At 72.5% G+C, this 21961-nt stretch carries 22 protein-coding genes and 1 riboswitch; of the genes, 16 read left to right on the forward strand and 6 right to left on the reverse strand.

Going from position 1 to position 21961, the window contains the following annotated elements; all coding sequences use genetic code 11:
- Positions 1–41: 41 nt before the first annotated feature.
- On the reverse strand, positions 42–1637 hold the full coding sequence (locus EOE48_RS11800; RefSeq protein WP_127729175.1) for an alpha-amylase family glycosyl hydrolase: 1596 nt from the start codon (positions 1635–1637) through the stop codon (positions 42–44).
- A 404-nt stretch (positions 1638–2041) separates the two neighbouring features.
- On the opposite strand from EOE48_RS11800, the gene EOE48_RS11805 reads away from it, so the two are divergent.
- The 11 genes from EOE48_RS11805 (at position 2042) to EOE48_RS11845 (ending at position 13379) form a co-directional block, all read left to right on the forward strand.
- A complete protein-coding gene (locus tag EOE48_RS11805; RefSeq protein WP_127729177.1) occupies positions 2042–4567 on the forward strand; it encodes a glycogen/starch/alpha-glucan phosphorylase in 2526 nt (841 codons plus the stop codon).
- Between the two features lie 204 nt (positions 4568–4771).
- A complete protein-coding gene (locus EOE48_RS11810) occupies positions 4772–5992 on the forward strand; it encodes an alpha-hydroxy acid oxidase (protein WP_127729179.1) in 1221 nt (406 codons plus the stop codon).
- A 411-nt stretch (positions 5993–6403) separates the two neighbouring features.
- Positions 6404–6547 carry a hypothetical protein gene (locus EOE48_RS29180; RefSeq protein WP_187371394.1) on the forward strand — a complete coding sequence of 48 codons (144 nt, stop codon included), beginning with the start codon at positions 6404–6406 and terminating at the stop codon, positions 6545–6547.
- Positions 6548–6549: 2 nt separating this feature from the next.
- Positions 6550–6765 (forward strand): hypothetical protein, encoded by a 216-nt coding sequence (locus EOE48_RS11815; RefSeq protein WP_127729181.1) that lies wholly within the window; start codon positions 6550–6552, stop codon positions 6763–6765.
- Positions 6766–6989: 224 nt separating this feature from the next.
- A riboswitch (TPP riboswitch) is annotated at positions 6990–7117 on the forward strand.
- Positions 7118–7197: 80 nt separating this feature from the next.
- Positions 7198–8289, forward strand: a complete 1092-nt coding sequence (locus EOE48_RS11820) for a LuxE/PaaK family acyltransferase (protein WP_127729183.1) — start codon at positions 7198–7200, stop codon at positions 8287–8289.
- Between the two features lie 4 nt (positions 8290–8293).
- Entirely contained in the window at positions 8294–9733 is a 1440-nt protein-coding gene (locus tag EOE48_RS11825) for an acyl-CoA reductase (protein WP_127729185.1), read from the forward strand.
- Entirely contained in the window at positions 9723–10511 is a 789-nt protein-coding gene (locus EOE48_RS29610; protein ID WP_210249564.1) for an ABC transporter ATP-binding protein, read from the forward strand. Before EOE48_RS11825 ends, EOE48_RS29610 begins: the two co-directional genes overlap by 11 nt.
- Positions 10508–11257, forward strand: a complete 750-nt coding sequence (locus EOE48_RS29615) for an ABC transporter permease (protein ID WP_210249565.1) — start codon at positions 10508–10510, stop codon at positions 11255–11257. The genes EOE48_RS29610 and EOE48_RS29615 overlap by 4 nt, the downstream gene beginning before the upstream one ends.
- Positions 11258–11259: 2 nt before the next feature.
- Positions 11260–12258 (forward strand): ABC transporter substrate-binding protein, encoded by a 999-nt coding sequence (locus EOE48_RS11835; protein WP_127729189.1) that lies wholly within the window; start codon positions 11260–11262, stop codon positions 12256–12258.
- A complete protein-coding gene (locus EOE48_RS11840) occupies positions 12255–13016 on the forward strand; it encodes an SDR family oxidoreductase (protein ID WP_127729191.1) in 762 nt (253 codons plus the stop codon). The genes EOE48_RS11835 and EOE48_RS11840 overlap by 4 nt, the downstream gene beginning before the upstream one ends.
- 123 nt (positions 13017–13139) lie before the next feature.
- Complete coding sequence (locus EOE48_RS11845) at positions 13140–13379, forward strand: hypothetical protein (RefSeq protein ID WP_127729193.1); 240 nt, start codon at positions 13140–13142, stop codon at positions 13377–13379.
- Between the two features lie 124 nt (positions 13380–13503).
- Here the strand turns inward: EOE48_RS11845 and flgH are convergent, their stop codons facing one another.
- From flgH to flgF, 4 genes are read right to left on the reverse strand one after another with little or no spacing between them, the layout of a single operon-like run.
- Positions 13504–14247 (reverse strand): flagellar basal body L-ring protein FlgH, encoded by a 744-nt coding sequence (gene flgH, locus EOE48_RS11850; protein WP_127729195.1) that lies wholly within the window; start codon positions 14245–14247, stop codon positions 13504–13506.
- A 12-nt stretch (positions 14248–14259) separates the two neighbouring features.
- Positions 14260–15234: a flagellar basal body P-ring formation chaperone FlgA gene (flgA, locus tag EOE48_RS11855; protein WP_127729197.1), complete on the reverse strand. Its 975-nt coding sequence runs from the start codon at positions 15232–15234 to the stop codon at positions 14260–14262.
- Positions 15235–15242: 8 nt separating this feature from the next.
- The gene (gene flgG / locus EOE48_RS11860) at positions 15243–16034 is read right to left on the reverse strand and encodes a flagellar basal-body rod protein FlgG (protein WP_127729199.1); all 792 of its coding nucleotides are present in this window, start codon (positions 16032–16034) and stop codon (positions 15243–15245) included.
- A 12-nt stretch (positions 16035–16046) separates the two neighbouring features.
- Complete coding sequence (gene flgF / locus EOE48_RS11865; RefSeq protein WP_127729201.1) at positions 16047–16793, reverse strand: flagellar basal-body rod protein FlgF; 747 nt, start codon at positions 16791–16793, stop codon at positions 16047–16049.
- 296 nt (positions 16794–17089) lie between these two features.
- Between flgF and fliL the strand changes: the two genes are divergently transcribed.
- Genes fliL through EOE48_RS11885 form a run of 4 tightly spaced genes read left to right on the forward strand, consistent with a single transcriptional unit; the run spans position 17090 to position 20124 of the window.
- Positions 17090–17602, forward strand: coding sequence for a flagellar basal body-associated protein FliL (fliL, locus tag EOE48_RS11870; RefSeq protein WP_127729203.1), 513 nt, complete (start codon positions 17090–17092; stop codon positions 17600–17602).
- A 9-nt stretch (positions 17603–17611) separates the two neighbouring features.
- A complete protein-coding gene (gene fliM / locus EOE48_RS11875) occupies positions 17612–18832 on the forward strand; it encodes a flagellar motor switch protein FliM (RefSeq protein WP_127729205.1) in 1221 nt (406 codons plus the stop codon).
- A 31-nt stretch (positions 18833–18863) separates the two neighbouring features.
- The gene (locus EOE48_RS11880) at positions 18864–19232 is read left to right on the forward strand and encodes a DUF6468 domain-containing protein (protein WP_342791837.1); all 369 of its coding nucleotides are present in this window, start codon (positions 18864–18866) and stop codon (positions 19230–19232) included.
- A gap of 37 nt (positions 19233–19269) precedes the next feature.
- On the forward strand, positions 19270–20124 hold the full coding sequence (locus tag EOE48_RS11885) for a MotE family protein (protein ID WP_246154191.1): 855 nt from the start codon (positions 19270–19272) through the stop codon (positions 20122–20124).
- A 195-nt stretch (positions 20125–20319) separates the two neighbouring features.
- Here EOE48_RS11885 and EOE48_RS11890 read toward each other — a convergent pair whose 3' ends face one another.
- The gene (locus tag EOE48_RS11890; RefSeq protein WP_127729207.1) at positions 20320–21198 is read right to left on the reverse strand and encodes a LysR family transcriptional regulator; all 879 of its coding nucleotides are present in this window, start codon (positions 21196–21198) and stop codon (positions 20320–20322) included.
- A gap of 128 nt (positions 21199–21326) precedes the next feature.
- Here EOE48_RS11890 and EOE48_RS11895 point away from each other — a divergent pair, with 128 nt between their 5' ends.
- Entirely contained in the window at positions 21327–21920 is a 594-nt protein-coding gene (locus EOE48_RS11895) for an isochorismatase family protein (protein WP_127729209.1), read from the forward strand.
- The last annotated feature ends 41 nt before the right edge of the window (positions 21921–21961 follow it).

The following is a 21961-nucleotide window of genomic DNA, read 5'->3' on the forward strand; positions in this document are numbered from 1 at the left end:
GTCCGTGCCGACGCGGTGCAGCGCCGGGCGACCGCGACGGATCACGGCCCGAGGATCAGCGCCTCCGATCCGGCGAGCGCGAAGCCGCCCTCCGTCGGCGCCTCGCCGGCCCGTCCCCCGGAGGTCGAAAGCAGGATGCGCCAGGGCTCGTCGGACACCAGCGCCGTGCAAGCTTCGTGCCCGAAGTTGAGGACGACCCGCAGGCGCTCGGTCCCGTGGATGCGTTCGTAGGTCAGCACGTCGCCGTCGGTCCCGACGGCACGGTAGCTGCCCACGCTCAGGGCCGGGTGCTCGCGGCGCAGGGTCAGGAGGCGCCGATAGAGCGTCAGGATCGAGCCCGGATCGTCGCGCAGGCGCTCGACGGTGCGGCGCCCGGCCTCCGGCGCCAGCGGCAGCCACGGTTCGACGGAGGAGAAGCCGGCATGCTCGCCCGCATCCCACTGCATCGGCGTCCGCTCCGGGTCGCGGCCGCGGCCCGGCTCATTGTGCTCCCACGGGTCGCGGACCCGGTCCGGCGGGATCGGCACCGCGCCGAGGCCGATCTCGTCGCCGTAATACAGCGTCGGGGTGCCGCGCAGGGTCAGCAGCAGCATCGCGGCGACCCGCGCCTGCGCGTCGCCGACCCGCGCGGCGATGCGCGGCTGGTCGTGGTTGCCGAGCACCCAGTTCGGCCATCCGCCGGGCGGCACAAGCCCCTCGTACCCCGCCACCAGCGCCGCCACGGCGTCGGCCCGCCACGGCGTCGAGATGAGCTGGAAGTTGAACGGCAGATGCGCCCCCGACAGGTCGGCGCCGTAATAGGCGACGAGGCGTTCGAGAGGCAGGTAGATCTCGCCGATCAGCACCCGCTCGTCGTATTCCTCCAGCACCCGCCGCATGCCGGCGATGACCTCCATCACCTCGGGCTGGTCGGCGGAGTATTGCTGCAGCAGACGGTTGATGTCGGCCTGCCCGGGTTGGTAGTCCGGATTCGGCGGGTTGTCCCGCAGGGTCTCGTCCTTGATGAGATGCCAGATCACGTCGACCCGGAACCCGTCGACGCCGCGGTCGAGCCAGAACCGCAGCACGTCGTGCATCGCCGCCCGCACCGCCGGGTTGCGCCAGTTCAGGTCCGGCTGCTCGCGCAGGAAGGCGTGATAGTAGAACTGGCCCGTGGCCGGATCGAGGGTCCAGGCCGGGCCGCCGAAATTGCTGATCCAGTTGTTCGGCGGCCCGCCGTCGGGGCCGGGATCGCGCCAGATGTACCAGTCGCGCTTCGGATCCTCGCGCGAGGACCGGCTCGCCCGGAACCACGGATGCTGCTCGGAGGTGTGGTTGGGCACGAAATCGAGGATCACCTTGAGCCTGTGGCGGTGCGCCTCGGCGACGAGCCGGTCGAAATCCTCCAGCGTGCCGAACAACGGGTCGATGTCGCAGTAATCGGCCACGTCGTAGCCGTAATCGGCCATCGGCGAGCGGAACACCGGCGACAGCCAGACCGCGTCGACGCCGAGCCACGCCAGGTAGCCGAGCCGTGCGGTGATCCCCGCGAGGTCGCCGACGCCGTCGCCGTTGGTGTCCTGGAACGAGCGGGGATAGACCTGGTAGACGGTCCCCGCCCGCCACCACAGGTCGTCCGCTTGGCTCCCTTCGGACATGGGTTCCGCTCCTGTTGGCCGACATGCCGCAAGGCAAGCCGCTCGGGCGTCGGCGGTTCCCGCATGTCCGCGTGTCGGCTTCGTGTCCCTGCGGAACGTCGTGCAATCCGGCAAGGAAGCGGAAGCCAAGACGGACGATTGCTGCGTCGCAACAAGGTGATGCACGAAGGGCACGCCGTTTCGTTCACCATCGCTTCAGATCCCGCGGACAAAATCAGGTCGTGTTTGCGTGCGAGCCCTGGTGGCGGAACCGCAAGCGCAGCCAGGGATTTGGAAGACGTTCCCCGAACCTTGCGGCGAGGACGGACTGATCCGAGACGACCGGCCATGCGCCGTCAGCAACGCGACGACGAGAGCGCGGGACGGCAGGGGAACAGGCCGGTTCAGAGAAGGGGGTTACCCAAGTGTTGAACGAGTCTCTGCTTGCCGGATACCGGCGCGACGACACCCCGAACGACGACGGCGCGCCGGCGTGGAAGCCGCCGCTGCCGCCGGCTCCCGCCGTCTCTGCGGGAACCGACGTCGAGGCGATGCGCGACGCGATCCTGGCCAAGCTCGCCTACGCGCTGGGCAAGTCGCCCGCCACCGCCCGCGGCCGCGACTGGTACGCCGCCACCGCGCTCGCCCTGCGCGACCGGGTGGTCGATGCCTGTCTCGCCAGCGGGGCCGAGGCGGTGCCGCCCAAGCGCGTCTACTATCTCTCGCTCGAATTCCTGATCGGCCGCCTGCTGTCCGACATGATGGGCAATCTCGGCCTCGCCGCGACCGTGAAGGCGGCACTCGGCCAACTCGGGGTCGACCTCGACGCCGTTGCCGAGGCCGAGCCCGACGCGGCTCTGGGCAATGGCGGCCTCGGCCGCCTCGCCGCGTGCTTCATGGAGAGCATGGCGAGCCTCGCGATCCCGGCCTACGGCTACGGCATCCGCTACGACCACGGCCTCTTTCGCCAGGAGCTCCATGACGGCGTCCAGCGCGAGGTGCCGGAGAGCTGGCTCGCCGAGGGCAACCCGTGGGAGTTCGAGCGCCCGGACGTGGCCTACGCGATCAGCTTCGGCGGCGACGTCGGCATGACGATGGGGCCGGACGGCGCGATCCGCCGCGTCTGGCGCCCGGCCGAGACCGTGCGGGCGGTCGCCTACGACACGCCGGTGATCGGCTGGCGGGCCAAGCACGTCAATGCGCTCCGCCTGTGGCAGGCCCGCGCCGCCGAGCCGGTCGACCTCGCGCTGTTCAACGGCGGCGACCATGTCGGCGCCGTGGCGGCCCGCGCCCGGGCCGAGGCCATCTCGCGGGTGCTCTACCCCAGCGACGGCACGCCGGCCGGGCAGGAACTGCGCCTGCGCCAGGAATACTTCTTCACCGCCGCCTCGCTCCAGGACCTCGTGGCGCGCCACGTCGCCGAGCGCGGCGACCTGCGCTCGCTGCCCGACCACGCCGCGATCCAGCTCAACGACACCCACCCGGCGATCGCGGTGCCGGAGCTGATGCGGCTCCTCGTCGACGAGCACGGCCTGTCGTGGGAGGACGCCTGGCACGTCACCACCCACACTCTGTCCTACACCAACCACACCCTGATGCCGGAGGCGCTCGAGACCTGGCCGGTGGAGCTGATGGAGCGGCTGCTGCCGCGCCACATGCAGATCATCTACCTGATCAACTGGATGCACCTGGAGCAGATCACCAAGCACCGGAAGATCGGTGCCGAGGAACTCGCCACCCTGTCGCTGATCGACGAGGAGCACGGCAAGCGGGTGCGGATGGGCCACCTCGCCTTCCTCGGCGCGCGCCGGGTCAACGGCGTCTCGGCGCTGCACACCGAGCTGATGCGCACGACGGTGTTCAAGCCGCTGCACCTCCTCGACACCGACCGCATCGTCAACAAGACCAACGGCATCACCTTCCGGCGCTGGCTCCACAACGCCAATCCGGGCCTCACCGCGCTCGCGGTCGAGGCGGTGGGGGAGGGCGTGCTCGACGACCCGACCCGGCTCGCCGGCCTCGCCGCCTTCGCCGACGATGCCGGCTTCCAGGCCCGCTTCGCCGCGGTGCGGCGCGAGCGCAAGGAGGCCCTGACCCGGGTGGTGCGCGAGCGGACCGGCATCGCGGTCGATCCGGCCGCCCTGTTCGACGTCCAGATCAAGCGCATCCACGAATACAAGCGCCAGCTCCTCAACATCCTGGAGACGGTGGCGCTGTATCAGGCGATCAAGGCCGAGCCCGGCCGCGACTGGCCGGCGCGGGTGAAGCTGTTCGCCGGCAAGGCGGCGCCGAGCTACCATCAGGCCAAGCTGATCATCCGGCTGGCCAGCGACGTCGCCAAGCGCGTCAACGCCGACCCGGACGTCGCCGGCCGGCTCACCGTGGCGTTCCTGCCGAACTACTCGGTCAGCCTCGCCGAGGCGATGATCCCGGCCGCCGACCTGTCGGAGCAGATCTCGACCGCCGGCCTCGAAGCCTCCGGCACCGGCAACATGAAGCTGGCGCTGAACGGCGCGCTGACGATCGGCACGCTCGACGGCGCCAACATCGAGATCCGCGACCATGTCGGGGCCGACAACATCTTCATCTTCGGGCTCGACGCCGCCGGGGTCGAGCGCACCAAGGCCGAGCCGGGCTACGCCGCCCGCGCCATCGCGGCCTCGCCGCGGCTGAAGGCCGCCCTCGACCTGATCGCCTCGGGCGGGTTCTCGCCGGCCGAGCCGGGCCGGTTCCTGCCCCTCGTCGACGAGCTGCGGCACGGCGACCGCTTCCTGCTCACCGCCGACTTCGACGATTACTGGCGCGCCCAGCGCGAGGTCGACGCGGCGTGGTGCCGGCCGCGGACGTGGTGGCGCTCGGCGATCCTCAACACGGCGCGCACCGCGTGGTTCTCGTCCGACCGCACCATGCGCGAATACGCCGACGACATCTGGCGCGTGCGCGTGGCCTGATCCCCGGGCCGGGCGCCCGCCGCCCGGCCCGCGTCCCCCGCGCGAATGCCTGACCCGCCCCGGTCGCTCTTCCGGGGCGGGCGCATTTCGTGCATGGATCGGACAAGGGGAGGTTGCACTCGGCAGGGAGCGGATGGCGGCGCGCCGTCCGGGCATCCGCGTTGTCGGCCGACCCGCCCGGCAGCCCGCGAGACGAAGAGCCCGATGTCCTCGATCAAGTCGCCCACCGCCCGTCCCCCGTCCCCGGCGTGGCGCGAGTTCAGCCACTCGCCCGTCACCTGCATCGAGGACCTGCGCAAGCTCGCCGAGCGGCGCGTGCCCAGGATGTTCTACGACTACGCCGATTCGGGCTCCTACACCGAGGGCACCTACCGGGCGAACGAGTCCGACTTCGGCAAGATCCGCCTACGCCAGCGCGTCGCCGTCGACATGACCAACCGGACCCTGGCCTCGACCATGGTCGGCCAGCCGGTCGCGATGCCGGTGGCGATCGCCCCGACCGGGCTCACCGGCATGCAGCACGCCGACGGCGAGATCCACGCCGCCCGCGCCGCCGCCCGGGCCGGGGTGCCGTTCACCCTCTCGACCATGAGCATCTGCTCGATCGAGGACGTCGCCGAGCACAGCGACCGGCCGTTCTGGTTCCAGCTCTACGTGATGCGCGACCGCGGCTTCATCGACCGCCTGATCGACCGCGCCAAGGCGGCGCAATGCTCGGCGCTGGTGCTCACCCTCGACCTCCAGATCCTCGGCCAGCGCCACAAGGACGTCCGCAACGGCCTCTCGACGCCGCCCCGGATGACGATCCCGAACCTCGTCAACCTCGCGACCAAGCCGCGCTGGTGCCTCAACATGCTGCGGACGCAGCGCCGCACCTTCCGCAACATCGTCGGCCACGCCCAGGGCGTCGGCGACATGCGCTCGCTGTCGTCCTGGACCGCCGAGCAGTTCGACCCGGCCCTGAACTGGGACGACGTCAAGCGCATCCAGGACCGCTGGGGCGGCAAGCTCATCATCAAGGGCATCCTCGACGAGGAGGATGCCGAGATGGCGGCGAACTCGGGCGCCGACGCGCTCATCGTGTCGAACCACGGCGGGCGCCAGCTCGACGGCGCGATGTCGTCGATCGCCGCCCTCCCGGGCATCGCCGCGGCGGTCGGCGACCGCATCGAGGTGCTGATGGACGGCGGCATCCGCTCGGGCCAGGACGTCATCAAGGCGCTGGCGCTCGGCGCCCACGGCGTCTTCATCGGCCGCGCCTTCCTGTACGGCCTCGGGGCCGGCGGCGAGGCGGGGGTGACCGAGTGCCTCGACATCATCCGGCGCGAGCTCGACGTCACCATGGCGATGTGCGGGCTGCGCGACGTGACCAGGGTCACCTCGGACATCCTGGTCGACAAGCCGGAGATGCCGCGGAACGTGTGATCCGGACGTCGCGCCGGCTGTACACTCCCCCTCTGCGGCAGGTCTGTCTGGGAAAATTCCCATGCAAGATCAAGCGCGGGATCCCCTCTCCCGAGTGGGAGAGGGGTAGGGGTGAGGGTGGAGACGGTGCCGGGTCGGGCTACAATGGTAGAGCCGCGCACCTCCACGCTCAGTGTTCATTACTCAAGCCGAGCCACCCTCACCCCCGGCCCCTCTCCCACTCGGGAGAGGGGAGGCGCGCCTCAACTTGTCCCGGATAGCTCTGCCGCTGCGCGGGGAAGGGCGACGAGAGCGCCATGCTCAAGCGGGCCCACCCCGCCAACCGTGAATTTTTTCTTGCCGCCCCGCGACCTTCGCCGTGGCTGCCGCGTTGCTCCCCCATAACCAGCCGGAACCACGGGGAGCGCGGCGATGAACGAGGGCGTCCAGATCAGGGCCGACGGCGACGGCACCTTCAGCCTCTACAGCGACGAGCGCGTCATCCTGCGCGGGCTGACCCGCGAGAAGGCCTACCGGCTCGCCTCGCGTCTCGGCGGGCTCGCCATCGCGTACTGAGCATGAGCGAGGACGACGTCCAGACCCTCAACGCCGCCCGCCGCCGCCTCGTCGCGCGGCAGGTCGCCCTCGCCCGCTCGATCGCGGTATCGGCGGCCGTGGCGATGGCGGAGGTCCACGACCTCACGGCGGTGACGGTCGCGATCGAGCATCTCGACCGCACGCTGGTCGATCTCGGGCGCCCGCACATGCCCGGCAACTACGACGAGCCGGGCTGACGCGCACTCTGGCACGCATCTTGTTAACGCCTGCACCGTGGCGCTTCCCCCGCGCGCCGCGGAGGTCGAGCCGATGCCGGTGTTTCTGATCGCGGTGCTGATCGTCGTGGTGCTGTTCGTCGTCGGCGTCAGCGCCAGCCAGCCCGACCGCCGGCAGGGCTCCGAAACCCGATACTGAGCCGGCGACGCGGTGCTTGACACCGCGGTCCCGGCCCGCCACACCCGTCCGCTCCCAGGGGAGCCTCGCGAGGAGGCTGAGATTCCGCCGGCACGGACGCGGTCCGGGCGACGCGGTGACCCTATGAACCTGATCCGGGTCATGCCGGCGTAGGGATGCGGGACCGCCGGCCGTCCAGGCTCACGACGCCGACCTTCGCGCACGTCTCCCCGTCATGATCTCCCCGGCCGGCGCCGGGGCGAACGGGGGTGGCCATGGCGGCAGAGACGACGGAGCGGGCCGAGATCGTCGGCGCCCTGCTGGACTTCCTGGCCCGGCCCAGCGCGACCGACGCCGAGTTCGAGGCGATGGCCCTGCGCGTCTTCGCCCACCAGTTCCGCCACAACGAGCCCTATCGCCGCTTCGCCCTCCGGCGCGGCCGCACGCCGCTCGCCGTCCGGCGCTGGCGCGACATCCCGGCGGTGCCGATCAAGGCGTTCAAGGACCTGATCCTGAGCTGCTGCCCGCCCGAGGCGGCCGAGCGGGTGTTCATGACCAGCGGCACGACCGGCGATGCCCGTGGCCGCAGCTACCACCCGACCATGGCGGTGTGGGACCGCTCGATGCGCGACAATTTCCGGGATCGGGTGATGCGCGGGCGCGCGCCGATCCGCATGGGAATCCTGTTTCCCGACGACGAGGCGCTGCCGAACTCCTCGCTCGCCCGCTACCTCACCCTCGCGCGCCGGGAGTTCGGCACGGCCGGCAGCGCGGGCCTCGTCGGCCCGTCAGGGCTCGACCTCGCCGGCCTCCTCACCGCCCTCGCCGACGCCGAGGCGGCGGGCGAGCCCTACGCCCTGCTCGGTGCCAGCTACGCCTTCGTGCCGGTGCTCGACGCCCTGGCGGCCTCCGGCCGGCGCTTCGCCCTGCCGGAGGGGAGCTTCGTCCTCGACACCGGCGGGTTCAAGGGCCGCTCGCGCGAACTCGACCCCGATGCGTTCTACGACGGACTGTCGGCGGCCTTCGGCATCGCGCGCTCGGCCTGCCTCAACATGTACGGCATGACCGAACTCAGCACGCAGTTCTACGACGACGGCAACGCGGTCTACCCCTCGGTGAAGTCCGGCCCGCACTGGATCCGCAGCCGCGTCGTCGATCCGCTCACCGGTGAGGATCTGCCGGCAGGCGAGCGCGGCGTGCTGGTCCACCACGACCTCGCCCATTTCAACGCCGTGTCGGCGATCCTGACCGAGGATGCCGGCGAGATCGTGCCGGGGGGCTTCCGCCTGCTCGGGCGGGTCGACGGCGAGGCTTCCAAGGGCTGCTCGGTCGCGGTGGCCGAATTCCTCGCCGCCGCCCGGGCCTGACCGGATGGCCGAGTTCGCCGGCCATTGCCCGGGCCTCGCGCGCGACGAGATCGGCTGGCGCATCGTCCGCCACGCGGCCTGGGGCGAGACCGTCGAGGTCGCGCTGCCGGAGCTGAGCGAGGCCCAGGCCGCCGCCCTGTGCGGGCAGATCCGCGAACGGGCGCGGACGGCGCTGCGGCGGATGGCGGTCGCCCGCATCGTGGAGGCCATCGACGGCGCCACCGCCCGCCTGCTCGACCGGAGCCACCCGGTCCGGCGCAAGGCCGAGGCGCTGCTGCCGGTCGTCACCGGCTATGACCGGGAGACGGTCCGGCTCGGCCTCACCGGGTTCCTGAAAACCTTCCGGCGGCCGCAGCTCCTGCGCTTCCTCGCCGAGGATTTTTCCGATCCCGGCCTGCTCGACGGCTTCCGCCCGGCGCCCAAGGGCGGCTTGGTGCGGGCACAGGGGCCGGACCTGCTGCTGCACGTCTGGGCCGGCAACGTACCGGCCCTGTCGCTGTGGAGCCTCGTCTGCGGCCTCCTGGTCAAGGCCGGCACGGTCGGCAAGCTCGCCTCGGCCGAGCCGCTGACCGCCGGCTGGTTCGCCGGCCTGATCGCCGAGCAGGATCCCGAACTCGGCGAGTGCCTCGCCGCCGTGTGGTGGAAGGGCGGGGAGGGCGCCTCCGAAAAGGTCTTCCTGCGCGAGGCCGACACGGTGCTGGCCTACGGCGACGACGCCACCCTGGCGGCTCTCCGCGAAAAGCTGCCGATCGGCACCCGCTTCCTGTCCCACGGCCACCGGATCGGCTTCGGGGTGATCGCCCGCGAGGCGCTCGACAGACGCCGCGCGCCGGCCCTGGCGCGGCTCGCCGCCCAGGACGTCGCGCGCTACGAGCAGCAGGGTTGCTACTCGCCGCAGATGCTGTTCGTCGAGCGCGGCGGCCTGGTCGCCCCGGCCGAGTTCGCCCGCTACTTGGCCCACGACCTCGCGGCGCTCGCCGCCCGCCATCCCCGCAGGCCTCTCTCTCCCGGAGAGGCCGCCGGGGTCGCGGCGTGGCGGCAGGCGCAGGAGCTCCGGGACACCGCCGACCTCCTCGGCGAGCCCGCCGACCCGTGGGGCGTCGTCGTGCTGGACGGCGACGACACGCTGCGCCCCTCGGGCCTCAACCGCACCGTCGCGGTGGTGGCGGTCGACGACCTCGACGCGGTGCCGGCGCGAGTGGCGCCCCACCGCGCCTTCCTGCAGACCGCCGGCGTCGCGGCATCCCCCGAGCGGCTGTTGCGCCTCGCCGACGGTCTCGCGGCAGTCGGGGTCAGCCGGATCACGGCCATCGGCGCCATGACCCGGCCGGAGGCCGGCTGGCACCATGACGGCCGCTTCAGCCTGCTCGACCTCGTCACCCTGACCGAGATCGAGGCCGGCGCCGAGGCGGCGGCAGAAGGCTTCGCGCCCTATGCCGACTGACCCGGATCCCGAAGGCTTCGTGGCGATCGAGGGCGTGCGCTACCGCTACGACGCGGGCGGGCCGGCGATCGTCAACGGCGTCGACTGGACCGTTCCGCGCGGCGCGATCCACTGCCTGCTCGGCCGCAGCGGCTGCGGCAAGACCACCCTGCTCAAGCTCGCCGCCGGGCTGCTGATGCCCGACGAGGGCCGCGTGCGCGTCGCCGGCGCGGTTTTGCGCGGACCCGCCCCGCGAGTCGGGTTCGTGTTCCAGGCGCCGACGCTGCTCGAATGGCTGAGCGCCCTCGACAACGTACTGCTGCCGCTCTCGCTCAAGCGCCGCCCCGGCCCCGCCGACCGCGAGGCCGCCCGCGACCTCCTCGCCCTGGTCGGGCTCGCCGACCATGCCGGCCGACACCCGGCCGCGCTGTCGGGCGGCCAGCAGAGCCGCGTCGCGGTGGCGCGGGCGCTGATCGGCGGGCCGGACCTGCTGCTCCTCGACGAGCCCTTCGCCGCCCTCGACGCGCTCACCCGCGAGGAGTTGCAGGACGACCTGCTGCGGCTCTGCGCCCTGCGCGGCACCGCGGCCCTGTTCGTCACCCACGACATCGCCGAGGCGGTCTATCTCGGCGACCGGGTCGCCGTGATGGCGGCCGGCCGCATCACCCATTCCGGCCCGGTCGCGCTGCCGCGCCCCCGTCCGCCGGGCCTGCGCTACGAGCCCGCCTTCGCGGCGGCCTGCCGCGCGTTGCGCGAGGCGATGGACCGCGGCGAGACCGTGCGCGAGCGGGCGGCGTGAGCGCCCGCCTCGCCTCCGGCCTGCTCCTCCTCGCCCTGCTCGCCGCCTGGGAGACGTGGTGCCGCGCCGCCGCGGTGCCGGCGCTGATCCTGCCGCCGCCGTCCGCGGTCGCCGCGACGCTGTGGGGCGAGGTGGCGTCGGGCCGGCTGTGGCCGCACCTCGCGGTCACGGCGGCCGAGATGACGCTCGGGCTCGCCCTCGGCGCCGCGGTCGGGCTCGGCGCCGGCATCCTGCTCGCCGAGAGCCCGGCGCTCGGCCGGGTGCTGCGCCCCTACATCCTGGCGAGCCAGCTCGTGCCCAAGCTCGCGCTCGGCCCGCTCCTCATCATCTGGTTCGGCTTCGGGCTGACCCCGACGGTGGTCGTCACGGCGCTGATCTGCTTCTTCCCGCTGATGGAGACCACGCTGACCGGCCTCGCCGAGGTCGATCCCGCCCGGCGCGAGCTCTTTCGGATGCTCGGCGCGAGCCGCCTCCAGACCCTGCTGCGGCTCAAGCTGCCGGCGGCCCTGCCGGTGATCCTCGCCGGCCTGCGGGTCGCGGTGGTGCTCGCCCTGGTCGGGGCCGTGGTGGGCGAGTTCGTCGCCGGGCGCGCCGGTCTCGGCGCCTCGATCATCGCCGCCCAGAGCGTGATGGATTCGAGCCTCATCGTCGCGCTGTTCGTCGTCATCACGGCGCTCGGCATGGTGTTCTACGAAGCCGTGCGGGCGCTGGAACGCCTCGCCCTGCGGCGCTACCGGAAAGGCTAGACATGCCGGGTTTGTCCCGCCGCCGCCTGCTGCCGCTGCTCGCACTGCCGTGGCTGCCCGTTCCGGCCCTGGCGCAGGCGCCCGAGAAGGTCGTGGTCGCCGGCTGGAGCCAGCCGATCAGCGAGATCACCAACCTCCTCGCCGAGCCCGACCACGGCCTGTTCAAGGCCCGCGGCATCGCTCTCGACTACGTCCCCGGCACCGGCGGCGGCTCGGCGATCCAGAACATCCTGACCGGGCAGGCCGACGTCGCCTTCACCGATCCGGCCGCGCTCTACCTCGCCCTCGACAAGGGCGCGGATCTGGTGGCGATCTACAACATCTACCCGCAGAACGTGTTCAACGTCGTGGCGCCGAAGGGCAAGGGCATCCGCTCGGTCGCCGACCTCAAGGGCAAGCGCGTCGGGGTCTACAGCCTGTCCAGCGGCACGCGCCAGAACCTCCTGCTGCTGCTGCACGAGGCCGGCCTGAGCGAGTCCGATATCCGGATCGAGGTCACCGGCCTCCTCAACTTCGCACCGCTGATCCAGGGGCAGGTCGACGCCACCGCGGCGACCGATACCGGGCTCCTCGTCGGCCGTGCCCGCGGCCTCGGCGAGGTCGAGGTGATCGAGGTCCGCGACCGCCTCAACCTGCCGAGCGACCTGTTCGTGGTCACCCGGGCGACCTACGAGGCGCGAAAGCCGGTTCTGGCCCGCTTCCTCGCCGGCTACCGCGACTCGGCCGCCTGGATGATCGCCAAGCCCGAGGAGGCGGCCCGGCTCGCGGTGACCCGCGCGATCAACGGCCGCGACGAGGCGGTCAACCTCGAGATCATCAAACTGCGCAACCTCGCCACCGTCTCGCCCACCACCGAGCGCGAGGGGCTGGGCCGCTTCGACCTCGACGTGCTGCAGAAGGGCGCCGACACCTTCCGCAGCCTCGGGCTGATCGCCCGCCCGATCGACATGAGCCGGGTCGTCCTCAGCGACCTGATCCCGCCGAAGGTGTCCGCGCCATGAGGTTCAGCGACCGGGTCATCCTCGTCACCGGCGCCAGCCGCGGCATCGGCGCGGCGATCGCCACCGCCTTCGCGGCCGAGGGCGGCCTCGTGATCGTCAACTTCCGCGAGAACGCCGCGGCGGCCGAGGCCGTGGTCGCGGCCTGCCGCGCCCGCGGCGGCGCGGCGCTGGCGATCGCCGCCGACGTGACCTCGCCCGAGGCGGTCGCCGAGATGGCGCGGCGGATCGGCGAGGAGGCCGGCCGGCTCGACGCCGTGGTCAACAACGCCTTCGCGCCCTACCGCTTCGACCCCGACAACCGGGTCCGCTTCGCCGAGACGCCGTGGTCGGCCTACCAGACGCAGTTCGACGGGGCGGTGCGGGCGGCCTACACGGTCGTGCAGGCGACGCTGCCGCTGCTGCGTGGCGGGGCGAGCATCGTCAACCTCGCCAGCGACCTCGTGTCCCGGCCGAGCATTCCCTACCACGACTACACCACCGCCAAGGCCGCCCTGGTCGGGTTCAGCCGCAACCTCGCGGCCGAACTCGGGCCGCTGGGCGTGCGGGTCAACTGCGTCGCGCCGGGCCTCGTCGAGGGGACGCAGGGCAGCCGCTTCACCGGCGAGGCGGTGCGCGAGACGCTCGTCGCCCAGACGCCCCTGCGCCGCCTCGCGACCCCGGAGGACGTGGCCGGGCCGGTGCTGTTCCTCGCCGGCGACGACAGCCGGTTCGTCACCGGGCAGGTGCTGCACGTCGATGGCGGGCTGGTGATGGGTTGACCGCCGCCCGGCTGCCCATCGTCGCATCATGGTCGAGCAGAAATTTTGCCGGCTCTTCCACCGAAAGAATGACGCGCGCCGCCAATCCCGGACCTACCAAGTCCTGGGAGAGGAGATCCTGAAATGCGTCTTCTGTTGAGCTTCATCCTGCTGCTTGCCGCGACCGCGGTGCCGCGCGCGAACGACCTCGACGATATGCCGGACCTCGCGTGTGCGCAGGCGTCGTCGGACGTCGAGCGGCAGCAACTCAAGTGCCGCGAGACGACCGGTTCGCTGGTCTTCTCGCAAGGGGCCGCGACCTCCGACCGCGCGCCGACGCGCTGGCAGAGCGCCTCGCCGCTCGATCGTTCGGAAGACGATTGATCCGGTCAGGCGCCGGCGCGATGTGCTGAGCTCGCGTCGGCGTCCGACGGCCCCGGCCGGGAGCGGCCGGGGCCGTGATCCGTTCCGGGCAGCCTGAGGGGGAGCGTGCCGCCCGGAACGGGGTTCAGAACGGCAGCAGGATGTCGAGATACTGCTGGCCGTAGCGCGGCTGCTGCACGTCGGTGATCTGGCCGCGGCCGCCATAGGCGATGCGGGACTGGGCGATCTTGGTCGAGTCGATGGTGTTGTCCGACTCGATGTCCTCCGGCCGGATCACGCCGGCCACCACCAGCTCGCGCATCTCGAAGTTGATCCGGATCTCCTGCTTGCCCTCGATCACGAGGTTGCCGTTCGGCAGCACCTGGGTGACGATCGCCGCGACGCTGGTGGTCACCGTCTCGGCGCGCTGGATCGAGCCCGAGCCGTCGTTGGCGGTGGTCGCGTCGGTGGTGAGGAGCTTTTCCGGGGTCGCCCCGCCGAGAAGCTTGGTGTTGGCCTCCAGGCCGAAGGCGTTCGGCACGCCGAAGGACTCGCTGCTGGAGCGCGAGCGCTTGGTCTCGTTGTTGAGGTTGGCCTTGTCGGTGACGTTGACCTTCACGGTCACGAGGTCGCCGACCCGGGCGGCGCGCTGGTCCTTGAAGAAGGCGCGCGAGCCGGTCCGCCACAGCGAGTTCGGGGCGTAGGACACCGCCTGCACCTCCGGCATCGGCAGGCGCACCGGCTTGTAGCCGGCCTGGGCGGTGGGATCCTCGATCGCCGACAGGACCGGGGCACGGCCGACATTGGCGAGGCGGTCGGCGGTGTTGCAGCCGGCGAGCGACAGCCCGAGGAGGGCCGGGGCGGCGAAGCGGGAGAGGCGCGGGCGCATGTCGGCCTTCCGTCAGCGCGAGGGCAGGGCTTCGGCGACGCGGCCGGGGGCCTGACCGCCCGGCGGTCCGACCATCACCCGGCCCGGCCCGATCACGGTGGCCTGGATCAGCTTCTTCGAGGCCGGGTTGAGCACCGAGACGACGGCGCCCATCGGCCCGCCCTCCTTCGCCTGCCCGCGCATCGACAGGGCGACGCCGGGCGTCTCGTACACGATGGTCACGGCCTCGCCGCGGGCGACGAGGTCGGGCCGGGCGAGGTCGCCGGCGCGCAGCGGCATCGCCGCCGGGAGCGGGCGCTGCGCCACCTGCCCGACCAGGGCGGAGGGGTCGGCGGCCGACTCGGCCGGCAGGCCGTCGCGCGGCCGGCGCTCGACCGCGACGTCGCCCGCTGCCACGGTCTCGCCGCGGGCGAGCGCCCGGACCAGCACCGCGACCTCGATCGTCTCGACCACCTGGCCGGCGACGCGCAGGGTCGCCTGCCGGTCGCCGACGCTGACCAGCGCCGTCACCCGGCGCAGGCGCGGGTCGTAGACCACCTCCGAGGCGGCGAGCGCGCCGTCGAGTTCGAGCGGCACGCTCAGGGACGGCGCCTCGCCCTCGAACAGCACCGAGACCGTGGCCGGGTCGAGCCCGCGAAGCCGCGCGAGCGACGCCTTCACGGCGGCCTCGATCTCCGGCGCGCCGATGCGCCGGGCGGCGCGCTGCACGCTGACCTGGAGCCGGCCGCCGCTCTCCGGCGCGTCGAGCCCCAGCGCCGCCACCGCCTCGGCGATGCGCCGGACCTGGATCGTGCCGGTGGCGCCGATGGCGGGCGCGCGGAACAAAGGCCGGTCGGCAAGGTCGGCGGGCGCGTCGGCGACGAGGTCGCCGAGGGTGATGACGTCGCGCTTTGCCGTGATGTCGCCGCGCAGGCTCGGGCGGGCCGGCTCGGCGAAGGCCGGAACGGCGAGGATCAGGGCGAGGCCGGTGGCGAGGAGGAGTTTCATGGCGAGCCTCAGCCGCGGAACATCTGCGAGGTGGTGGAGAGCATCTGGTCGGCGGCGGTCACGACCTTCGAGTTCATCTCGTAGGCGCGCTGCGCCGCGATCAGCGACGAGATCTCGGTGACGGCGTTGACGTTCGCCTCTTCGAGGTAGCTCTGCTGAAGCGAGCCGAACCCGTCGGTGGTCGGGTTGCCGACGACCGGCGGGCCGGAGGCCAGGGTCTCGACGAACAGGTTGTCGCCGACCGACTCGAGCCCGACCTTGTTGACGAAGCGGGCGACCTGGATCTGGCCGATCTGCTGCGGCGCGGTCTGGCCCGGCACCGTCGCCTGGACGATGCCGGAGCCGCTGATGGTGACGCCGGTGGCGTTGTTCGGCACCGCGATCGCCGGATTGAGCAGGTAGCCGTCGCGGGTGACGATCTGCCCCTGCGGGTCGAGGTCGAACGAGCCGTCGCGGGAATAGGCCGTGCGGCCGTCCGGCAGGGTGACCTGGAAGAAGCCCTCGCCGCGGATCGCGACGTCGTAGGTCTTCTCGGTCGAGGACAGGGTGCCCTGGGACATCACCCGGGCGGTCGAGGTCGTCTTGACGCCCGAGCCGAGGGCGAGCCCCGCCGGCAGCATGTTGTTCTGGTCCGAGGTCGCCGAGCCGGCCCGGCGCAGGTTCTGGTACAGCAGATCCTGGAAATGCGCCTGCTGGCGCTTGTAGCCGGTGGTGCGCAGGTTGGCGATGTTGTTGGAGATGACCTGGACGTTGAGTTCCTGGGCCGCCATGCCGGTGGCGGCGGCGTAGAGGGCGCGCATCGGGCCGGCTCCTTACGCGGTGCCGACATCGGCGAGGCGCTGGAGCGCCGTGCCGTGCAGCGTGTCGAGGCGCGACACCGCCTCGGCGATCATCGCGTAGGTGCGGTTGACCTCGATCAGCCGGCTCATCGCCAGGACCGGGCGCACGTTCGAGCGCTCCAGCGCCCCGGGCTCGATCCGGGCCTGCGCACCGGCCGGCACGGCGGGGGTCGTCGCGGCGTAGAGGTTGGCGCCGGCGTGGGTCAGGCCCTGCGGGTCGGCGAAGGTGACGAGGCGGACCTTGTCGCGGTTGCCGAGATTGGTCGAGACCGTGCCGTCGGTGCCGATCGTGGTGCCGGTCTCGCGGCTGTTGATCTGGATCGGCCCGCCCTGGCCGAGCACCGGGTAGCCGTCGCTGGTGACGAGCCGGCCCTCGGCGTCGAGCTCGAAGGCGCCGTTGCGGGTGTAGCGCTCGCCCTGCGGCGTCTGCACCGCGAAGAAGGCGTCGCCGCGGATCGCGACGTTGAGCGGGTTGCCGGTGCTCTCGATCGCGCCCTGGCTCATGTCGAGGGCGGTGCCGGCGTCGATGACGTAGGACAGGCGCCGGTCGGGGCGCTGGAACGTCTCGGCGCTCGCCTTCGGCATCAGGTATTCCTGGAACCGGGTCGAGCGCGCCTTGAAGCCGGTGGTCGAGGCGTTGGCCACGTTGTTGGCGATCACCTCCAGCTCGCGGCCGAGGGCGACCTGGGCCGACAGCCCGATCAGTTGCGCGTTCTGCATCGCGGTCCGACTCCCCGGACGTTGCGGTCACTCGCCGACCCGCCCCGCTCCCCAGCGGCCGGTCAGGCCCGCACCTCGTCGCAGGGCCCGTGCCAGCGGCGGATTTCTTATTTTCTCTCGCTGTCTCAGGGGTTTGGCGACTATCGCGATGGTGCCGGCCAGGGAGCGTCCCCCGCCGCCCGGCAGTTGCGTCCCGGCAGAATCTGCCGCCTTAACGAGGCGTTAACCATGATCGCCTACCCGTGGAGATCACCTCCCGGCGGGTCGCGCGGCGGGGGATCGAAGGACCTCAGGGGATGGCCAGGAAGCCGACGAAGGCGCCGGAGACCGAGGGCGACGAGGCCCCGGACGCGCCGCCGGCCGGCACCGGCCGCAGGAAGAAGCTGATCCTCGCCGGCCTCGCGGCGCTCCTGCTCGCCGGCGGCGGCGCCGGCGGGTTCATGGTGTGGCGCGGCCGGGCGGCGCATGCCGAGAAGCCGGCGGTCGAGACGAAGCCGATCGTCGCCTTCCTCGACATGCGCGAGATGATCATGAACCTCGCCTCCGACCCGGGCGGCGGGCAGCCGCGCTTCATCAAGCTGCGGGTGACCCTGGAGATGCGCGACGCCAAGGTCGCGTCCGAGGTCCAGCCGCTGATGCCGCGGGTCGAGGACACGTTCCAGGTCTACATCCGCGAATTGCGCCCGCCCGACCTCGAAGGCTCGATGGGGACCTACCGCCTGCGGGAGGAATTGCTGCGCCGGGTCAACGTGGCGGTCTACCCCGCCCGGGTCGACGCAGTGCTCTTCAAGGACTTCGTGATCCAGTAAGGACCCGCCGTGGCCGGACCCGACGACGACATCATCGACGACGACGACTGGGCGGCGGCGCTGATCGAGCAGGGCGGCGGCGGCGGCGACGCGTCCCTGGCCGAGGAGTGGGGCGCGGCGCTGGCCGAGCAGGGCACGGCGACCCACGCCAGCGACATGGCGGCCGAATGGGCCAACATGATCGACGAGGGCGAGTCGGACAACCTGCCCGAACTCGCCGGCAACGACCGCATCCTCAACCAGGAGGAGATCGACCAGGTCCTCGGCTTCTCGCTGAGGGAACTCACCGCGTCGGGTGCCGGCGGCATCCGCGCCATCGTCGATTCGGGCGTCGTCAGCTACGAACGCCTGCCGATGCTCGAGATCGTCTTCGACCGGATGATCCGGTTGTTGTCGACGAGCCTGCGCAACTTCTTCCAGGACAACGTCGAGGTCACCCTCGACAACATCACCTCAGTCCGGTTCGGCGACTACCTCAACTCGATTCCCCTGCCGACGCTGCTGGGCGTGTTCAAGGCCGAGGCGTGGGAGAATTCCGGCCTCGTCACGGTCGACTCGAACCTCGCCTACGCGACCCTCGACCTGCTGCTCGGCGGCAAGCGCGGCGGCACCACCGCCCGGCTCGACGGGCGGCCGTTCACCTCGATCGAGATGCAGCTCGTGCGCCGGATGCTGGAGATCATCCTCGGCGACCTCGAATCCTCGTTCCAGCCGCTGTCGCCGGTGCGCTTCGTCATCGACCGCATCGAGACCAACCCGCGCTTCGCCACCATCACCCGGCCGGCCAACGCCGCGATCCTGATCGACCTCAAGCTCGACATGGAGGGGCGCGGCGGCCTGCTCCAGATCCTGTTCCCCTACGCCACGATCGAGCCGATCCGCGACCTGCTGCTCCAGAGCTTCATGGGCGAGAAGCTCGGCCGCGACCACATCTGGGAGAGCCACCTCGCCACCGAGATCTGGCAGGCCGACGTCGCGGTCGAGGCGGTGCTGCACGAGATGATGCTGCCGCTCAAGCGCGTCCTGTCGCTGGAGGTCGGCGACACCATCATGTTCAACGCCAAGCCCTCCGACCTCATCACCCTGCGCTGCGGCGACTGGGCGATGTCGCAGGGGCGGATCGGCCGGCTCGACGACAACATCGCGGTGCAGGTGACGCGGCCGCTGCGCCGCGCCCGCACCACCTTCGCGGCCTTCGAGGCCTCGATGAAGAACCAGAAGGACGGCTGACCATGGCCGTCGCGCACGAGGAGCCCGGCCGGTGAGCCCGATCGTCAACATCCTGGCCGACGCGATGGTGGCGGTGCTGCTCGTCGCCAGCATCGTCTCCTCGGTGGCGCTCAGCCGGCGCATCACCCGGCTCAAGGCCGACGAGGCCGCCCTGCGCCACACCATCGGCGATCTGATGATGGCGACCGAGACCGCCGAGCGCGCCATCGCGGGGCTGCGCACGACGCTGGGCGAGTGCGACCGCACCCTCGCCGAGCGCCTGCGGGTCGCCGAGCGCTACGCCGCCGACCTCGCCGGGCAGGTCGCGGCCGGCGAGGAGGTGCTCGGCCGCATCGGCCGCATCGTCGCCCAGGCCCGGCCGGCGGCGCCGGCCCCGCGGCCGCCGCCGCGCGGGCGTTGAGCGAGCGCGCCCTGACCCGGCTCCAGGGTCAGGCGGCGTGACCGTCGCCGATCTCCTGCGCCGCCTCGCGGCCCTGCGCCTGCCCGGCACCGCGCCGCCGGCCCGGCCCGGCCGCGCCGTCGCCAAGTCGGCGAGGAAGGGATCGCCGACCAAGAAGGCATCCTGGCGCCCGCCTGCCCTGCGCCTGCGCCTCATCGATGCCGTGGCGCTCGCCGCCGGCGGGCTGCTGGTGCTCAAGCTCGGGGGCCTCGCGGTCGAGGATCCCGGCGGCCAGCCCGACTTCGCCCGGGTGCTCGCCCACGCCCGCAGCGGCTACCCCGATCCGGTGGTGACCGGCTCGACCGCGCCCAAGGAGCCGGCCGCCGGCGCGATCCGCCAGGGCCCGCAGGAGACGCCGCCGCCGGCGGCCCCGGACGTGTCCCTCACCGAGCGGGCGCTGCTGGAGAAGCTCGGCGCCCGGCGCGACGCGCTCCAGCAGCGCAGCCGCGACCTCGAGGCCCGCGAGCAGCTCATCGGCACCGTCGAGCGGCGGATCGAGGGGCAGATCGGCGACCTGCGCAAGCTGGAGACCCAGGAGGCCGAGGCCGCCAGGCCGAGCGAGGCCGAGGCCGCCGCCCTCAGGAACATCGTCACGATGTACGAGACGATGAAGCCGAAGGAGGCCGCGCGGGTGTTCGACCGGCTCTCCCTCGACGTGCTGGTGCCGGTGGTGCTCGGCATGAACCCGCGCAAGATGGCCGAGGTGCTGGCGGTGATGCAGCCCGAGGCCGCCGAGCGGCTGACCGTCGCCCTCGCCCAGCGCACCCGCAAGACGCCGCCCAAGGCCCCGGCGGCGAGCGCGAGCGCGCTGCCGCCGACCGAGCTCCCGGCGATCGGGCCGTCGGGGCGCTGACGCAAGCCGTCATCCGAAGCCGGATCGATCGCCAGGCGATCTCTGCGGGATCGTGGCGATCCTGCCGGATCGCATTCGCAAAGCGGAAATCGGCTTCGCTCCTGCGCCGCGCGGGCTTCGATGGGGTTTCCGGAACGGGTTGTCCGAACATCGTCTCGTACGACATCAGATTGATCGCTTCGCATCCGGACCGGGTCATTCCTCCCGCGACGGTACCGGCCCCGGCGCGGCGGCGACCGTCGCCTCGATCCAGGCCGCCGCGGCGCGGATCACCGGAACTCCGGCATCCTCGGGATGGCTGAGGAGATGGATCGGCCGGTCGAGGGTGAGACCGCCTTCGAGGCGCACGAGGCGCGGATCGGCCTCGGCCATGATCCGCGGCAGCAGGCCGCGCACGCCCCCGGCGAGGACGAGGCGGCGAAGGCTCTCCAGCCGCCCGGCCCGGTGCCGCGGCCCGGCCCGGCCGGCCGCCCGCTCAGTCGCGCGCACCTCCGGCAGATGGCCCAGCGCCCCGTCGAGACAGGCCCACGGCAGGACATCCGGCGGTTCGGCGCCGGTGGCCGCATAGGTCGCGTAGGCGAGGCGCCCGATCTCCCGGGCCTCCCGCGGCACGGCGCTCAGGGGGCCGAGCCGGAGGGCGAGGTCGGCCTCGCGGCGGGTCAGGCTGAGGTTGCGTTCCTCCGGGATCAGATCGACGCCGAGACGGGGCCGATCGGCGACGAGGCGCGGCACCGCGGGGGCGAGGAGGTGGTCGCACAGCACCGGCACGGCGGTGATGCGGATCCGCTGCCAGCCCGGCGCCTCCGCCGCGCCGCTCACGCCGCTTGCCGCCTCGCCGACGCCGCGCAGCGCCCGCTCGGCGGCGTCGAGCCCCGGCATCAGGTCGAGGCAGGCACGGGTCGGGACAAGCAGGCCGCCGCGGCGGGCGAGCAGCGGCCGTCCGATCCCGGCTTCGAGCCGCCGGATCCGCCGTCCCGCCGTGGTGGCGTCGATGCCGAGCGCGGCCGCGGCGCTGCCGAGCTGCCCCGCGCGGGCCACGGCGAGCAGCGTCTGCCACCCGTCCCAGTTCTGCATCCGGCGCCTCCGACCTGCATCCATGCAGGTCGCGGACCGTAACACGCCGCTGGTCCGGCGCAGATGCCCGTGGGACGACGAGGCCGCCGGACGCGCGATCCACTTCGTCCGGCGGCGCGGAGCCTCCGATGAGCGAACCCACTACCCTTCTCCAGCGCGCCGGGCTCAGCCTCGGCCCGGCCCGCCTCGCCGAGGCGACGCTGATCGTCATCGACGCCCAGGCGGAATACGCCGCCGGCGGCGGGGTGCCGCTCGCGGGGATCGACGCGGCGCTGGCCTGCCTCGCCGATCTGCTCGCCCGCGCGAGGGCGGCCGGGGCGCCGGTGGTCCACGTCGTCCATCGCGGCCGGCCCGGTGGCCTGTTCGACGGCGAGCGCGCCGCGATCCTGCCCGAGGCCGCGCCGCTTCCAGGGGAGGCGGCCGTCGCCAAGACGCTGCCGAACGCCTTCACGGGCACCCACCTCGCCGCGCACCTCACCCGTCACGGCCGCCGCGACCTCGTCCTGGCGGGCTTCATGACCCACAACTGCGTCAGCGCCACCGCCCGGGCGGCTCTCGATCTCGGCTACCGCGTCACCGTGGCGGCGGATGCGACCGCCACCCGCGACCTGCCGGATCCCCTCGGCGGGGCGCCGCTGACGGCCGACGCGATCCAGCGGGCGGAACTGGCGGCGCTCGCCGACCGAACGGCCCACGTCGCCGCCGCGGCCGCCGTCGTGTGACCATGTCCCGGCATGACCGGCTCCCCCGGGTCGGCTATGCC

This window comes from Methylobacterium oryzihabitans, assembly GCF_004004555.2.
Classification (GTDB): Bacteria; Pseudomonadota; Alphaproteobacteria; order Rhizobiales; family Beijerinckiaceae; genus Methylobacterium; species Methylobacterium oryzihabitans.

Bases quoted from the DNA above. Each gene is read 5' to 3' on its own strand.
- fliL (WP_127729203.1), top strand. From the start codon at position 17,090: ATGGCCAGGAAGCCGACGAAGGCGCCGGAGACCGAGGGCGACGAGGCC.
- EOE48_RS11840 (WP_127729191.1), top strand. From the start codon at position 12,255: ATGAGGTTCAGCGACCGGGTCATCCTCGTCACCGGCGCCAGCCGCGGC.
- EOE48_RS11890 (WP_127729207.1), bottom strand. From the start codon at position 21,198: ATGCAGAACTGGGACGGGTGGCAGACGCTGCTCGCCGTGGCCCGCGCG.
- EOE48_RS11825 (WP_127729185.1), top strand. From the start codon at position 8,294: ATGGCCGAGTTCGCCGGCCATTGCCCGGGCCTCGCGCGCGACGAGATC.
- EOE48_RS11800 (WP_127729175.1), bottom strand. From the start codon at position 1,637: ATGTCCGAAGGGAGCCAAGCGGACGACCTGTGGTGGCGGGCGGGGACC.
- flgA (WP_127729197.1), bottom strand. From the start codon at position 15,234: ATGAAACTCCTCCTCGCCACCGGCCTCGCCCTGATCCTCGCCGTTCCG.
- flgG (WP_127729199.1), bottom strand. From the start codon at position 16,034: ATGCGCGCCCTCTACGCCGCCGCCACCGGCATGGCGGCCCAGGAACTC.
- EOE48_RS11815 (WP_127729181.1), top strand. From the start codon at position 6,550: ATGAGCGAGGACGACGTCCAGACCCTCAACGCCGCCCGCCGCCGCCTC.
- EOE48_RS29610 (WP_210249564.1), top strand. From the start codon at position 9,723: ATGCCGACTGACCCGGATCCCGAAGGCTTCGTGGCGATCGAGGGCGTG.
- EOE48_RS11810 (WP_127729179.1), top strand. From the start codon at position 4,772: ATGTCCTCGATCAAGTCGCCCACCGCCCGTCCCCCGTCCCCGGCGTGG.
- EOE48_RS29180 (WP_187371394.1), top strand. From the start codon at position 6,404: ATGAACGAGGGCGTCCAGATCAGGGCCGACGGCGACGGCACCTTCAGC.
- EOE48_RS11895 (WP_127729209.1), top strand. From the start codon at position 21,327: ATGAGCGAACCCACTACCCTTCTCCAGCGCGCCGGGCTCAGCCTCGGC.
- EOE48_RS11845 (WP_127729193.1), top strand. From the start codon at position 13,140: ATGCGTCTTCTGTTGAGCTTCATCCTGCTGCTTGCCGCGACCGCGGTG.
- EOE48_RS11820 (WP_127729183.1), top strand. From the start codon at position 7,198: ATGGCGGCAGAGACGACGGAGCGGGCCGAGATCGTCGGCGCCCTGCTG.
- EOE48_RS11835 (WP_127729189.1), top strand. From the start codon at position 11,260: ATGCCGGGTTTGTCCCGCCGCCGCCTGCTGCCGCTGCTCGCACTGCCG.
- flgF (WP_127729201.1), bottom strand. From the start codon at position 16,793: ATGCAGAACGCGCAACTGATCGGGCTGTCGGCCCAGGTCGCCCTCGGC.
- flgH (WP_127729195.1), bottom strand. From the start codon at position 14,247: ATGCGCCCGCGCCTCTCCCGCTTCGCCGCCCCGGCCCTCCTCGGGCTG.